This is a genomic window from Aquimarina addita (assembly GCF_039539305.1).
GTDB classification, from domain to species: domain Bacteria; phylum Bacteroidota; class Bacteroidia; order Flavobacteriales; family Flavobacteriaceae; genus Aquimarina; species Aquimarina addita.
The window spans coordinates 248,254-261,228 of sequence record NZ_BAABCW010000001.1; the positions used below are offsets into that span (position 1 = coordinate 248,254).

A 12,975-nucleotide genomic window follows, 5' to 3' on the forward strand; every position below is an offset into this window, starting at 1 on the left:
TTATTAATTACAACCACATCCACCACCTGTTTTCCCTCCATTGGCTCCAGCAGCAGCCTCACGATAGGCCTGAAAATTAGTTTCAAAACGCGATATTTTTTTTGAGGTTAACTCCATATCCGGATCATTAATATTTACTTTTTCATACTCTTTTACAGTAGCACAAGAACCTAAAAATATAAGTATTGCTGATACAATGGTTATTTTCTTCATCTTATTTATTATCGATTTTAATATGATTAGAAGTATGAATCCCTCCTATTTCGTCAATGATGATACACTCCACACCTTCTAATTGATTGATTTGGTTTACTCCTACTTCTTTACCCATTACAAAAATTGAAGTAGCCAATGCATCTGCCAATTCGGCTTTTGGTGCAAAAACTGTTACACTTATTATTCCTGTAGCTGGATATCCTGTTCTGGGGTCAATAATGTGGGAATATCTTTTATTATTAAACATTACAAATTTTTCATAATCCCCAGAAGTCACAACTGCTCCATCAATCACAGGTAAAAGAGCAAAAACATTTTTCTTATTTAACGGATTGGTAATGGCTACTTTCCAATTGCTGCCATCTGGTTGTTTACCCCAGGTATTCATATCTCCAGATGCATTAATAATCCCACCAACAACACCTTCTGTGATTAATAATTGTTTTGCTTTATCCGCTGCATATCCCTTGCCTATTCCTCCAAAACCCAATTTCATGCCTTTTCGTTTCAAAAATACTGTCGTACTTTCTTTATTCAATATAATGTTATCATATCCTACTTTAGAAACTGAAAGGTTTATTTTATCACTTGAAGGCATCTCTTTCATACTACCATCAAATTTCCAAATGAGATCCATGGAAGCATAACTAATATCAAAAGCACCCTCTGTTAATTTTGAAATCCTAATAGATCTTTCTATCAAATCAAAAAGTTCTTGATCCACTTTTACAGGTTCAATACCAGCTTTAGTGTTGATTAACGAAGTCTGAGAATGCTGATCCCAGGATGATATTAACTTTTCAATTCGTTGTATTTCTAGTATTGCTTTATCAATATATTGATCAGCGGCAACCTGATCCTCTGCTACGACAGTTATATCAAAACGACTTCCCATTAATTTGAGTGTCCGTTTATATGTCTGCTGAGAAAAAGTAGTGGTTACAACAAACATTAATATATATGTAATCAGAGATTTCAAAAGTTACTTAATCATTGAATTTAAAACTTGAATATAAGCTTCCGGAGTCATTTTTTTGTAACCCGTTTCACCTATCTTTTTTCCATTTTTATCCAGCACTACTACTAATGGAAATCCACCGCTTTTATTATATGCTTCAGCTAATTGCTTATTATGCTGCTGTAATGATTCTGATAATTGATTTTTCTTTTTTCGTGGAAAGTCAGCTTTTAACAAAACATACTTTTCTCTAGCGTATTTTTTAAACTGTGTTGTTTCTAATATTTCTTTTTCTAATTTAATACAAGGAGCACACCAATCAGAACCAGCAAAAACTAAAATGATAGGTTTACTTTCATCTGATGCTGTTTTTTTTGCCATCTCAATATCTGTAAACCATTCCTGGGCATTTATTGAATTGGTTCCCAATAGTATTAACAGTAAAACTAATAAAAGCTTTTTCATAAGTACAGGTATATTACGTAAACTAAGTAAAGCAATATTTAGTATTTAAAAAATAATTTTTAGTATTAAATAGTACTTTACTAAATAAGCAAAAATGGTGCCTTAAGTTTTCTTGACTGAAAATTACTATGAATTGTAGTAAATCAATATGCACATTCTATCAAATAGTTGAATATATTGCATAACAACTTTGTCGTTTTATGAACTCTTATAATCTGGCTTAGTGAAGAGGCAAATGAAAATCTCTGGCAGATTGGAAAATATATCAGATATCGGCAATAATTACTCAAAAAAAGGACTCAATCTGTAAATATTATAATATGGTATATGAAAACAGGTATGCTATGATCAACCATTTTTAATTATAACTATTACGATTTTACATTTTAAAGCTTAGGACATTTTTTACAATTACTTTTTCCTTTCTTTTTGTATTTCTTACAACATTTTTTCTTCTTACCACCACAACTAATTTCACAATTCATTGACATACATGGTGAATATAACGATATAGGTTCTGAGTTCTGCACGTTTATTATTTTTATTAAATCTAAATAAAGTACAAACATAAAAAAAAAGAGCCTTAAAAAAAAGGCTCCTTAACTTTTATATATCAACTTATTAACAATAAATAATGTAGTATTATGCTTCTTCTGCAGCTACTTGAAATGTGTTAATATCACGATCAAATAAATAATGACCTGATTTATCATCTCCTATAATCTTTAGTTTATCTAATAGTGTCCTTGCTATAGCTTCTTCTTCCAATTGTTCTGCTACGTACCATTGCATAAAATTATGCACGTTATAATCTTTAAACTCCAGACATTGAAAAATTACATTATTTATTTGCGCAGTTACAAACTCTTCACTTTCAAGAAAAATCTCAAACAATTCCATTAACGATTTAAAATCATTTTTTGGTTTCTCTATTTCTGGTACTACTGCCTTTCCACTTCTCTCATTGATAAATTTTATCAACTTAATCATATGCACACGTTCTTCTTCTGATTGTGCATAAAAGAATTCTGCAATTCCGTTATAACCATTTATATCTGCCCAACACGCCATCGAAAGATATTTTGCAGAAGCTTTAGCTTCATATTTGACCTGATCGTTTAGCGATTTCTCTATTTCTGGTATCATACTTATTTGATTTGAACAAACTAAAATACATAATAAATACTGTTCTAACGTAAAAACAAATAAATAAACTTTATGGCAGAGAAATTAAAGAAAAACTATGCCGCTTTCTCAAAAGCAATGTAATTAACGAGCTTTCCTCGTTTATTATAAACAGGAAATCCTTTAATAGCACATATATATGTACTCTTATCTTTTTTGTAATTTAATATAGAATATTCAAAAGGTGTTTGCATATCCACAGCCTTTCGGATAGCATTAGAAGTTTCTAGACAAGTATCTTTACCCTGAAACATTTTTGGAGAATTCCCAACCACTTCTTCAGGAGTGTATCCGTTCATCTTTTTAATATTTTGCGTAGCATAGATGATTTTTAAATTAGGATTGGTAACTACTATAACTGATTTTTGTTTTATTAATTGATTTTGCACATTGTGATCAAAATCCCAAGTTGCTGTAAGTTTTGACAATCTATCAATATCGTATTTACAAGTATTTAAAAATGAAATATATTCTCCATAAAATTCCCAGGAGGAAAGTGGTAAAACTTCATTAACAATAGATTGATGGTATCTGGCTACTACCTGATCATATTCGTCAAATTCTTTCATAACATCAAGTTTTGTTCAAATCTACAAATAAATGATTAAACAAGATTTGAACAATCGTTAATTAATTCTAATAATTATAGAAAAAAGAAATTCGCTTATTTCTTAAACAGCTGTCGAAACACAAAAAAAGCACCTACAGTATAACTCGCAGTCATAAAAATTCCCGATAACATTACAACATACTTCATCCACAATATACCTGTCCATAAAAAATAAATTCCTCCAAAAGTCAATAATATAGATAAAAAAGGTTCTAACATCAGGAATGTTTTAATCTTTTTAGGCACTGAAGTTATTGCTAAAAGTCCTCCTAATAAAAAGAAAATAAAAGACATAGAAAGAATATGGGTATGAATAATGGTGAGCATTTCTCTAGCACCTTTTTTAAACTTCATGACCTCAGCCTCTTCATTTTCTTCATTGCCCAGATAGTTTTCTTCTATTCCATGCGGCGCAGTTGTAGATGTTTGCCCAACAAACAATAATCCTGTAAAATACCCTACACTTAATACGATCACAAAAGCACCTATAAATAGTTTTATCTCTTTAGGAAAAGTATGTATTAAGCCGTGTAGTTGCATTAAATAACTTCCTTTTGATGTAGAATTTTCATACTTTTCAGTAGGTTACTGATAGCGTTTGTCATAGATCTAACAGAAATAGTAGCGCCAGATATAGCATCTACATTTTCACCAAATTTAACATCATCATTTTTTGACTTACCAATAAATTGTTTTAACCATCGTTTACTTCCTATTTCTCCTCCATACTCCTCACGATAAATCAATACTTTTGAAGTAGCAATCACAAAGTCCTTATCAAAAATCACTAAATAATCAAAAGTAGCTGTCTTACTAGGTGCATTTCCTATATAGGCATATCCTAAAAGTCCATCACTACCAGAAATGCTTAATAAATTTTCTTTTCCGAATTCAGCTTTAACTAATGCATTATCAACATCAGAAATCTTAACAACTGCGGTAGAAAAATCTTCGGTATCAAAATAAGAGGTAATCTCTTTAGTTACTTTTTTTTGGATTTTATCAGAATGCTTCCCACTAAAAGAGACTATTATAAATAATATTATTGGTAAAAATGTAAATCGTGCATTTAATTTCATATTACAAAAGTATTTAAAACTACTTATCAATCAAGCAAAAATCCAGCCAAATATTTTTAACTATCAAACCTCATGAACTATTAACTTGATCAAAAGATATCATTACTAACCTTGTTTTTTTTAGAACCAAACACCGACTCCAAAATTCAATTGATCATCTACATTGTCTCCTGACAATGCATTATCTCTAAACTGATAATCTCCCTTTACCACTACACCAGGAGCAATATGATAACTTAATCCAGTAGTAATATCTGTTTTATTAAAAGCATCATTTCTCTCTATAACTTCTGTTTTTGCGTGTGTATCATATTGCTCGTATCGTACGAATCCAAAAAGTTTTTGCTTTTTATCCATGGGTAAAAGATTATAAGCTCCTTCTGCATACCACCCCATTAACGCACTACCTAGACTTTGATTGGTTAATGTATTATACGCTTCTGTATCTGATAGCGCAGCATACACAAATTGTCCCCTTGCTGTGAATCTCTTATATGCATAACGCGCATCAAATCCTACCATAGAAATTCCAATATTGGCTCCCTCTAATTCTTCTAATTCATCAGCCGCTTGCGTTTTACCATAGTATCCGGATAACCCAAGACGTAATCCTGTAAATCCATAATAATCTAGTTTTGCAGAAAATGTAGGACTATCAATCGTGGATTGTATGGCTTTCTGGCGACCATCACGTAATCCATTATCGCCTTGTAAAAACGAAGTGATACCCCCAGAGCCATCTGATTCTATAGATTTAAACCCATTAAATACATAGGCCTGATATCCTAAAGAAATATCATTGAATCGACCATTAACTCCTACTCCTATTTCTCTCCAGGTAGATGGTATAATTACTCTATCCACCATGGGACGCTCTACTCCATTAAAGGTTGTAGGTTCGTGAAATTCATTTATAATTCCCATAGGGACCAACATCAACCCTCCTCGTAAGTTTACATTATCCGCAACATTATAATTCACAAAAGCCTGTTCTACAAATACTTGATTTACATGCTCAAATTCTATTTCTGTTACAAATTGTACCTGATCATTAAATCTGTATCCAAATAATAAAACCAATCGTTGTATATCTAATTCACCATTATTACCTTCAGGTTGATTATATAAAACTTCACCATAAGCACCTACCGTTACCGATTTGCCATAATTACCAGAAAGAATACGTTGCGCTGAGTTAATTTGTTTTTGAGGGTCTAATTGAATAGAATCTTGAAGGGTCTGCGCAAAACTTGTAATAGTAATGAACATAAAAAGTAACGGAAGTTTGTTTTTCATTCTTATTTAGACTTAATACAAATAATTATTTCATTTTGATGCAAATATAATATTCAAGAGATACTTGACAAATTTTATTTATACCAAATCTAAATATATATTGATTTTCAACAATTAATAGCTTTTAAAGCAATGATTTTATTCAATACTTAGCACTCAATTGTCTATCAAAAATCTTTTGTTCTTTATCTAAAGTAAAGGCTATTTTTTTATAGAATTCATGGCTCTCTCTTCTCAAAGCATTACATCTGACCCTAATTTTCATGCACCTTCTCTCCTGCCCCCAATTCATAACACTTTCTACAAGCTTACGTGCGATACCATTATTTCTAAAATCTCTTTCAACGATTAACCCTCCGATTTCAACAAATGGATCAGATTCAACTCTTAACGAATAGAATCCATGAATCCAACCGATTACCTTCTTTTGGTTTATTGATACAAACACACAATGCCCATCATTATTTAAAATTGTAAGTAACCTGTTTTTTGTGATATTACTATCTGATGGATATCCTAATTGGCCCGAAAGCTTAGAGATTGCATCTGCGTCTGTAATCTTTGCATTTCTTAAAGAAAATTTCATTTATCAAAAAACATTTAGCTATTTTCTTACTACTACTAAAAAAATTAAATGTGGATACTATAATTAATTAACTATTTAAATTTCTTTAATGATATGAGGTAAAAATTTTTGTAGCTTCATTATGAGAAGATTCGAAACTCATCATACGTACATTGGTATCCGCTTTTTCTGAGGTAAAATAAGAAAGCATTCTTTCTGTTGGCATATTACCTGTTAGTTCATCTTTTGCCATAGGGCAGCCTCCGAAACCTTGTATAGCACCATCAAATCTTCTGCATCCTGCCTTGTACGCCGCATTTACCTTCTCATACCAAGTAGTAGGTGTTGTATGCAGATGTGCTCCAAACTCAATTTCAGGGTATTTGGGGATCAAATTCGCATATAAATACTTAATAATATCTGGAGTAGAAGTACCTACCGTATCTGATAAAGATAAAATCTGTACGCCCATAGCACTCAGTTTCTCTGTCCAATTACCTACAATATCCACATTCCAAGGGTCTCCATATGGGTTCCCAAACCCCATAGATAAATAAGCAACTACTGCCTTATCATTTTTATCAGCTATAGATAGAATTTCTTCTAATATATCTACGGATTCTTCAATCGTTTTATGTGTATTACGCATCTGGAAATTTTCTGAAATCGAAAAAGGATATCCCAGATAATCAATTTCTTTATGTTTCACAGCATCTGTAGCACCTCTAACATTGGCGATGATGGCTAATAACTTACTATGAGTATTAGATAAATCCAGTCCTGCTAATACCTCAGCAGTATCAACCATCTGCGGAATCGCCTTAGGAGAAACAAAACTTCCAAAATCTATTGTATCAAATCCACAGCGCAATAAAGATTGAATATACTGAATTTTCTTTTTTGTAGGAATAAAATCCTTAATACCCTGCATCGCATCTCTGGGACATTCAATAATTTTTATTTTTTCACTCATGTAAGAACTTTACTTCTAATAAGAAATCCAATTGAAGATATAAAAATAGGGTTATTTTTCTGAAAGAAGAATAAAAATTCCAATTCCGATAAATACAATAATTTGAAGATATTTTAGAAATACTCCAATACCAGAATTCTTCTTCACATAATCTGATATAGCACCTGCCAAAAGTGCAATTAAGCTAAAAACAATAAACGATACGAGAATAAACAGTAACCCCAGAACATAAAATTGAACCACACTGTTTATTGTTGTACTAAATAAAAAGCCCGGCAGAAAAGCTAAAAAGAAAATAGAAACTTTAGGATTTAAGACATTCATCATAAAACCTTGTTTATATAATTGCCATATACTTTTCTTTACAATGGTAGTTTCAGAAAGCTGTATACTCGCATTACTTTTCCAAACTTTATATGCTAAAAAAAATAAATAAAAGGCTCCTATTAATTTGATCAGAAAGAACAACAGCTCACTCTGTTTAATGATTGCAGAAATGCCAAACGCAACTAATGTAGTATGTATGACACATCCTGACATAAGACCTGCTATGGTTGCCAATCCATATTTTTTGCCATACACAATGCTTTGCATCAGTACATATATATTATCTGGTCCAGGAGAAATAGATAAAATAGCGGTAGCTACTACAAACGTGTAAAGAATGTCTGCATTCATTATTCTTTATAACTATTTTGCAAAATACATTACTAAAAACTTGATCCCTACAAAATTATAAACTTTTTGTAAGGATTTCTTTATTGATCGCTTTGATCAAAGCCGGACCTTCATAAATAAATCCTGTATAAATCTGTACCAAACTTGCTCCTGCCGCTATCTTTTCTAATGCATCTTTTGCAGAATGAATCCCTCCCACACCAATAATTGGAAACCCTCTACCACTTTTCTTAGAAAGATATTTAATAACTTCTGTACTTCTGTTCTTTACAGGCTGCCCACTCAGACCTCCTTGACCAATGCTTGTTAATTGCTCCTCAGAAGCTTTTAATCCATCCCGTATCGTAGAAGTATTACTAGCAATTACGCCATCAAGATTGGTTTCTGAAACTAATGTTATAATCTCATCCAGCTGCGTTGTATTAAGATCAGGTGCGATCTTTAAAAGAATAGGTTTTTGATTTTCAAAAGTATCATTTGCCTGTTGAACTGCTTTTATTAATTCCTCCAGATATTCTTTATCATTTAACTTGGCATGGCTTCCTACATTAGGGCAACTTACATTCAGTACAAAATAATCTACATAGGGATGAAGTGCTTTAAAGCACTCCAGATAATCCGTAGTATAATTTTCTGGAGCAGTATCTGTATTCTTTCCTATATTACCTCCAATAATAAGTCTGCCTTTATTTTTTTTGAGTTGATTAATTGCTGCTTCCAGCCCTTCATTATTGAACCCCATCCTATTGATAATACCCTGATCCTCTTTTAACCTAAATAAGCGTTTTTTAGGGTTTCCTTCCTGCCCTCTGGGGGTTACAGTTCCGATTTCTATAAATCCGAATCCAAAATTTGCCAATTCGTTGTATAAAACAGCATTCTTATCAAATCCTGCTGCTAATCCCACTGGGTTTTTAAACTTCAAACCAAAAACCTCACGCTCTAAACGTTTATCATTGACCTGATACAAACTTCTAAAAATGGATGAAATAAAAGGAATTTTAGATACAATTTTAATCATTCTAAAGGTGAAGTGATGTATTGTCTCTGGATCATAATTGAATAAAACAGGTCGAATTAATGACTTATACATGGAGAAATTCTTTTGGTGTGTAAAAATAAGCCTTACTACGTTCTAATAAAAGTGTATTAAAATGTATTTTTGAATACTACAGATTGAAAAAACACATTGCTATGATTTCAAAAAAACACATCATTGATAGATTTGTTAGTTACGTAACCATTGATACAGAAAGTGATCCCAATAGTGAAACGACTCCCAGTTCAGAAAAACAATGGAAGCTCGCCAATATGTTAGTAGAAGAGTTAAAAAACATTGGTTTATCAGATGTTTCTATTGATGATAATGCATATATCATGGCTACGCTGCCATCCAATGTAAACTATACATTACCTACTATTGGTTTTATATCACATTTTGATACAACTCCAGATTTTACAGGTGCAAATGTACAGCCACAAATTATTGAAGTTTATGATGGAAAAGACATTATTCTGAATGCCAAAGAGAATATTATTTTATCTCCGGAAATTTTTGATGATCTTAAGCAATATAAAGGACAAACATTAATAACAACCGATGGCACTACATTGCTAGGCGCCGATGATAAAGCAGGTATTGCCGAAATTATTTCTGCTGTAGAATATCTTATACAACACCCAGAAATAAAACACGGAAATATACGGATTGGATTTACTCCTGATGAAGAAATAGGAAGAGGCGCACATAAATTTAATGTAGAAAAGTTTGGAGCCGATTGGGCATATACAATGGATGGAAGCCAAATAGGGGAATTAGAATACGAAAACTTTAATGCTGCCAGTGCTGTTGTCACCATACAAGGTAAAAGTGTGCACCCTGGATATGCCAAAGGAAAAATGATTAACAGCATGTATATTGCAGAGGATTTTATTAGTTCTATACCCAGACTAGAAACTCCAGAACACACAACAGATCGACAAGGCTTTTTTCATCTACACGCGATGCAGGGAGATGTAGAGGAAACTAAGTTACATTATATTATCAGAGATCATGACAAGGAACATTTTGAGGCGAGAAAAGATGTAATGACAAAACTGGCCGCAGAGATTAATACTCAACACGGAAAAGATCTCGTTGATGTAGTTATTAAGGATCAGTATTATAATATGCGTGAGAAAGTAATACCTGTAATGCATATTGTGGATCTTGCCGAAAAAGCTATGCAGTCTATTGGTATTAAACCTATTATAAAACCAATTCGTGGAGGTACAGATGGCTCACAGTTAAGCTTTATGGGGTTACCTTGTCCTAATATTTTTGCCGGAGGTCATAATTTTCATGGAAGATACGAATATATACCTGTAGAGAGTATGATCAAAGCTACCGAAGTTATTATTAAAATTGCGGAATTAGCAGCTAAAAAATAAAATTACTATTTTTCATTATTTCTCTACTTTCATTAATTTCTATCTATAGTCTAGAGATCAAATAACTAAGAAGCATTGTTAATAACTGTAGACCTATGTTAGATTTTTAAATCTTTCATTAAAAAAATTAAACATGCAAACTACAGAAAATGCAATTGATGGTATTGTATCAAGCACAACAGAAAATAGAGGAACTATTATGAATTCCTTAGGAGGTTCTTGTAACTGTCTTACAGACATTTCAAAACCAAACTGAAATCATCCCTAATGGTTCAATTACAGCTGGTACGATTACTATCCTCACAATTATTGGAAACCTAAGAGTAGATATGCCTTTTGGCATCCAATATGGAGCTGATATCGAAAAAGCTAAGAAAATCATATTCAATGTTTTAAAAACAGATACTAAAATAATGAATGAACCGTCACCAAGAGTTGTAGTAAACAATTTAGGGACAAATGGTGTAGAGCTTTTAGCACTGCCTTATGCTACTTGCAATAACTATTGGGATGTGTGTTATTGGGAATACCAGACAACATATTGTAGAAGCACTCGGAAAAGAAGGCTACGCTGCTCCACTACCTCAACGAATTGTTACTATGAAAAGCTAAGAATAATTACTTTAAAAAATGGGATTATAAAAAAAGCGCCCTACAAAAATGTACGGCGCTTCCTTATGATTTTTAGTGGCTTTTTATTATTTCTTTTTCTCAGTCGCTGGAGGTGCATTCAATTTCTGACTCATCTCCAAAGAGATTGATGACTTATCAAATGTTAACTTACCTGCTCCTGTTTCTATAATAATAGCATTATTTTTTTCACTGAAGTCAAAAACTTTACCATGAAGACCGCTTTTTGTTATAATGCGATCTCCTTTTTTTAACTCTGCAGCAAATTTTTTCTCCTTTTTAGCCTTTTGCATTTGTGGACGTATCATAAAAAAATACATCACCACAAATATTAAAAGTATAAAAGGTAATTGTCCTTGAAAAATTTCCATAAAAATTATTACTTCTGCTTAGCTACAGGAGTTCCGTCAACTGGCTTTGCCTTTGGAGTTACCTGCGCTTTTATTTTAATAATTTCCTTCCCTGCTTCTGTATTAGCAGTAATTGTAACCTGCTTACTTTGCGAATTAGGCTTCCCGTTAGAATTAAATTTAACTAACATTTGTCCTTCTGCTCCAGGAGCGATAGGATCTTTAGAATAACTTGGGACTGTACATCCACAGCTTCCTTTTGCATTCACAATAACAAGAGGTGCTTTACCTGTGTTTGTAAATGTAAATGTATGCTCTACAACATCACCTTCATTGATATTACCAAAATCATGCTCAGTTTCTGCAAAAGTCATTACAGGGAATTCTGTTTGTTTTGCATCATTACCAGAAGCTATATTTTGTGCATTTAATTCTGTAGTTGTTTCTGCAACTGTTTCACTTGCTTCTTCATTAACTTTTTCTGCTGATTTTTCATTCTTACATGACACAAAAGTCATTGCAAAAACACCAGCTAAAATTAAGATTCCTTTTTTCATTACTTAGGTTTTTAATTAATTGAGGGTTAAAAATACTACTTTTTTTAATTACATAAGTCCTCGGCCAACTTTATTTAAGCTACCATTTTTCTGATATTCTTTTGATATCTTATCAAGAATACCATTTATAAATATACTACTCTTTGGAGTACTATATTCCTTTGCAATCTCTAAATATTCGTTAATTGTTACTTTTACTGGTATTGATGGGAATTTCTGAAACTCACAAATCGCCATTTTAATGATCGCTTTATCCAATTCTGCTATTCGATCCTTATCCCAATTAGGAGTTCTCCCCTCTATTTCTTTAGAAAATATTGTATCGTTAAGGATGGTTTTTCTAAAAATATCTTTAGCAAATTGTTTATCATCTATATCTTTATAAAGCTGTGGTAATGCCATAGTCTCTGTATGTCCCGCTTTTATCTTTTTAATCATCTTGATAATACCGGTATTTACTATTGGTAGATCATCCACCCAGGTAAGTCTTTTATCCTCTATATACTCATATAGCTTATCATTGGGCGCGATAATTTCTTTAAAAACTGCAATTACAAAATCCTTATCCTCTTTAAAAGTAGTGGTTTGTGTACTCATATATGAAGCGTACAATTCACTTTCTTTAATTGCAGTCCATAAAATTTTTACATATTCATCATCTAGATGCCAATAATTCAGATTCTTTTTTTCGACGCCTCCTTTAATTTCTTCATTCTTTTTCAGCAAAAGTAAAACCTGATTATTGATAAATTTTTCATTTGGATCTTTATCTTCAGAGGTTGCTAAGTACTTTTTCTGACTTCTTTCTAAAAAATCAGCTGCGTGATTCCTTATTTCTATTAAAAGTTGCAGATTTATAAGAAATAAATCATACATCTGTTCGATACTGAAAAGTAAAAACTTCTCTTCTTTATCCAGATTTTCACTCTGAGTCTGCTCCATTGCATAGAGAGACTGCATTACTTTAACTCTTATATGTCTTC

Annotated in this window: 18 protein-coding genes and 1 pseudogene; 4 read left to right on the plus strand and 15 right to left on the minus strand. The window is 32.1% G+C overall.

Translation table 11 applies throughout. The annotated features are described in order from the left end of the window. Positions 1-3 precede the first annotated feature (3 nt). The 12 genes from ABD816_RS01120 to ABD816_RS01175 form a co-directional block, all read right to left on the minus strand. Positions 4-213, minus strand: a complete 210-nt coding sequence (locus ABD816_RS01120) for a DUF4266 domain-containing protein (RefSeq protein ID WP_344923986.1) — start codon at positions 211-213, stop codon at positions 4-6. Between the two features lies 1 nt (position 214). Next, positions 215-1,168, minus strand: coding sequence for an FAD:protein FMN transferase (locus ABD816_RS01125; RefSeq protein WP_344923987.1), 954 nt, complete (start codon positions 1,166-1,168; stop codon positions 215-217). Positions 1,169-1,198: 30 nt separating this feature from the next. Next, on the minus strand, positions 1,199-1,639 hold the full coding sequence (locus ABD816_RS01130; protein WP_344923989.1) for a thioredoxin family protein: 441 nt from the start codon (positions 1,637-1,639) through the stop codon (positions 1,199-1,201). Between the two features lie 642 nt (positions 1,640-2,281). Then, positions 2,282-2,785, minus strand: a complete 504-nt coding sequence (locus tag ABD816_RS01135) for a ferritin (protein WP_344923991.1) — start codon at positions 2,783-2,785, stop codon at positions 2,282-2,284. A 95-nt stretch (positions 2,786-2,880) separates the two neighbouring features. Beyond that, positions 2,881-3,393, minus strand: a complete 513-nt coding sequence (locus tag ABD816_RS01140; protein WP_344923993.1) for a PAS domain-containing protein — start codon at positions 3,391-3,393, stop codon at positions 2,881-2,883. A gap of 95 nt (positions 3,394-3,488) precedes the next feature. Further along, positions 3,489-3,974 (minus strand): hypothetical protein, encoded by a 486-nt coding sequence (locus tag ABD816_RS01145; protein ID WP_344923994.1) that lies wholly within the window; start codon positions 3,972-3,974, stop codon positions 3,489-3,491. After that, positions 3,974-4,513 (minus strand): FMN-binding protein, encoded by a 540-nt coding sequence (locus ABD816_RS01150; RefSeq protein ID WP_344923996.1) that lies wholly within the window; start codon positions 4,511-4,513, stop codon positions 3,974-3,976. The genes ABD816_RS01145 and ABD816_RS01150 overlap by 1 nt, the downstream gene beginning before the upstream one ends. A gap of 120 nt (positions 4,514-4,633) precedes the next feature. Beyond that, complete coding sequence (locus tag ABD816_RS01155; RefSeq protein WP_344923998.1) at positions 4,634-5,809, minus strand: hypothetical protein; 1,176 nt, start codon at positions 5,807-5,809, stop codon at positions 4,634-4,636. A gap of 142 nt (positions 5,810-5,951) precedes the next feature. Next, complete coding sequence (locus tag ABD816_RS01160) at positions 5,952-6,395, minus strand: GNAT family N-acetyltransferase (RefSeq protein WP_344924000.1); 444 nt, start codon at positions 6,393-6,395, stop codon at positions 5,952-5,954. An 85-nt stretch (positions 6,396-6,480) separates the two neighbouring features. Further along, entirely contained in the window at positions 6,481-7,347 is an 867-nt protein-coding gene (locus ABD816_RS01165) for a hydroxymethylglutaryl-CoA lyase (protein ID WP_344924002.1), read from the minus strand. Between the two features lie 51 nt (positions 7,348-7,398). Beyond that, the gene (locus tag ABD816_RS01170; RefSeq protein WP_344924003.1) at positions 7,399-8,025 is read right to left on the minus strand and encodes a LysE family translocator; all 627 of its coding nucleotides are present in this window, start codon (positions 8,023-8,025) and stop codon (positions 7,399-7,401) included. A 55-nt stretch (positions 8,026-8,080) separates the two neighbouring features. Then, positions 8,081-9,118: a quinone-dependent dihydroorotate dehydrogenase gene (locus ABD816_RS01175; protein WP_344924004.1), complete on the minus strand. Its 1,038-nt coding sequence runs from the start codon at positions 9,116-9,118 to the stop codon at positions 8,081-8,083. A gap of 101 nt (positions 9,119-9,219) precedes the next feature. On the opposite strand from ABD816_RS01175, the gene pepT reads away from it, so the two are divergent. The 4 genes and pseudogenes from pepT to ABD816_RS01195 all read left to right on the plus strand — a co-directional run bounded on the left by pepT (position 9,220) and on the right by ABD816_RS01195 (position 11,067). Next, positions 9,220-10,455, plus strand: coding sequence for a peptidase T (gene pepT, locus ABD816_RS01180; protein ID WP_344924006.1), 1,236 nt, complete (start codon positions 9,220-9,222; stop codon positions 10,453-10,455). A gap of 133 nt (positions 10,456-10,588) precedes the next feature. After that, positions 10,589-10,711: a hypothetical protein gene (locus ABD816_RS01185; RefSeq protein WP_344924007.1), complete on the plus strand. Its 123-nt coding sequence runs from the start codon at positions 10,589-10,591 to the stop codon at positions 10,709-10,711. 73 nt (positions 10,712-10,784) lie between these two features. Further along, positions 10,785-10,910, plus strand: a pseudogene (locus tag ABD816_RS01190) (mechanosensitive ion channel family protein); the annotation flags it as partial. A 31-nt stretch (positions 10,911-10,941) separates the two neighbouring features. After that, complete coding sequence (locus ABD816_RS01195) at positions 10,942-11,067, plus strand: hypothetical protein (RefSeq protein WP_344924520.1); 126 nt, start codon at positions 10,942-10,944, stop codon at positions 11,065-11,067. An 86-nt stretch (positions 11,068-11,153) separates the two neighbouring features. Here ABD816_RS01195 and yajC read toward each other — a convergent pair whose 3' ends face one another. From yajC to nusB, 3 genes are read right to left on the minus strand one after another with little or no spacing between them, the layout of a single operon-like run. Continuing rightward, the gene (gene yajC / locus ABD816_RS01200; protein ID WP_344924008.1) at positions 11,154-11,456 is read right to left on the minus strand and encodes a preprotein translocase subunit YajC; all 303 of its coding nucleotides are present in this window, start codon (positions 11,454-11,456) and stop codon (positions 11,154-11,156) included. Positions 11,457-11,464: 8 nt separating this feature from the next. Then, positions 11,465-11,992, minus strand: a complete 528-nt coding sequence (locus tag ABD816_RS01205) for a DUF1573 domain-containing protein (RefSeq protein ID WP_344924009.1) — start codon at positions 11,990-11,992, stop codon at positions 11,465-11,467. A 48-nt stretch (positions 11,993-12,040) separates the two neighbouring features. After that, complete coding sequence (nusB, locus tag ABD816_RS01210) at positions 12,041-12,952, minus strand: transcription antitermination factor NusB (protein ID WP_344924010.1); 912 nt, start codon at positions 12,950-12,952, stop codon at positions 12,041-12,043. Positions 12,953-12,975: the final 23 nt, after the last annotated feature.

Bases quoted from the DNA above. Each gene is read 5' to 3' on its own strand.
- ABD816_RS01170 (WP_344924003.1), bottom strand. From the start codon at position 8,025: ATGAATGCAGACATTCTTTACACGTTTGTAGTAGCTACCGCTATTTTA.
- ABD816_RS01130 (WP_344923989.1), bottom strand. From the start codon at position 1,639: ATGAAAAAGCTTTTATTAGTTTTACTGTTAATACTATTGGGAACCAAT.
- ABD816_RS01185 (WP_344924007.1), top strand. From the start codon at position 10,589: ATGCAAACTACAGAAAATGCAATTGATGGTATTGTATCAAGCACAACA.
- ABD816_RS01120 (WP_344923986.1), bottom strand. From the start codon at position 213: ATGAAGAAAATAACCATTGTATCAGCAATACTTATATTTTTAGGTTCT.
- ABD816_RS01155 (WP_344923998.1), bottom strand. From the start codon at position 5,809: ATGAAAAACAAACTTCCGTTACTTTTTATGTTCATTACTATTACAAGT.
- ABD816_RS01145 (WP_344923994.1), bottom strand. From the start codon at position 3,974: ATGCAACTACACGGCTTAATACATACTTTTCCTAAAGAGATAAAACTA.
- yajC (WP_344924008.1), bottom strand. From the start codon at position 11,456: ATGGAAATTTTTCAAGGACAATTACCTTTTATACTTTTAATATTTGTG.
- ABD816_RS01140 (WP_344923993.1), bottom strand. From the start codon at position 3,393: ATGAAAGAATTTGACGAATATGATCAGGTAGTAGCCAGATACCATCAA.
- ABD816_RS01175 (WP_344924004.1), bottom strand. From the start codon at position 9,118: ATGTATAAGTCATTAATTCGACCTGTTTTATTCAATTATGATCCAGAG.
- ABD816_RS01125 (WP_344923987.1), bottom strand. From the start codon at position 1,168: ATGTTTGTTGTAACCACTACTTTTTCTCAGCAGACATATAAACGGACA.
- ABD816_RS01135 (WP_344923991.1), bottom strand. From the start codon at position 2,785: ATGATACCAGAAATAGAGAAATCGCTAAACGATCAGGTCAAATATGAA.
- ABD816_RS01195 (WP_344924520.1), top strand. From the start codon at position 10,942: ATGCTACTTGCAATAACTATTGGGATGTGTGTTATTGGGAATACCAGA.
- nusB (WP_344924010.1), bottom strand. From the start codon at position 12,952: ATGCAGTCTCTCTATGCAATGGAGCAGACTCAGAGTGAAAATCTGGAT.
- ABD816_RS01165 (WP_344924002.1), bottom strand. From the start codon at position 7,347: ATGAGTGAAAAAATAAAAATTATTGAATGTCCCAGAGATGCGATGCAG.
- ABD816_RS01150 (WP_344923996.1), bottom strand. From the start codon at position 4,513: ATGAAATTAAATGCACGATTTACATTTTTACCAATAATATTATTTATA.
- ABD816_RS01205 (WP_344924009.1), bottom strand. From the start codon at position 11,992: ATGAAAAAAGGAATCTTAATTTTAGCTGGTGTTTTTGCAATGACTTTT.
- pepT (WP_344924006.1), top strand. From the start codon at position 9,220: ATGATTTCAAAAAAACACATCATTGATAGATTTGTTAGTTACGTAACC.
- ABD816_RS01160 (WP_344924000.1), bottom strand. From the start codon at position 6,395: ATGAAATTTTCTTTAAGAAATGCAAAGATTACAGACGCAGATGCAATC.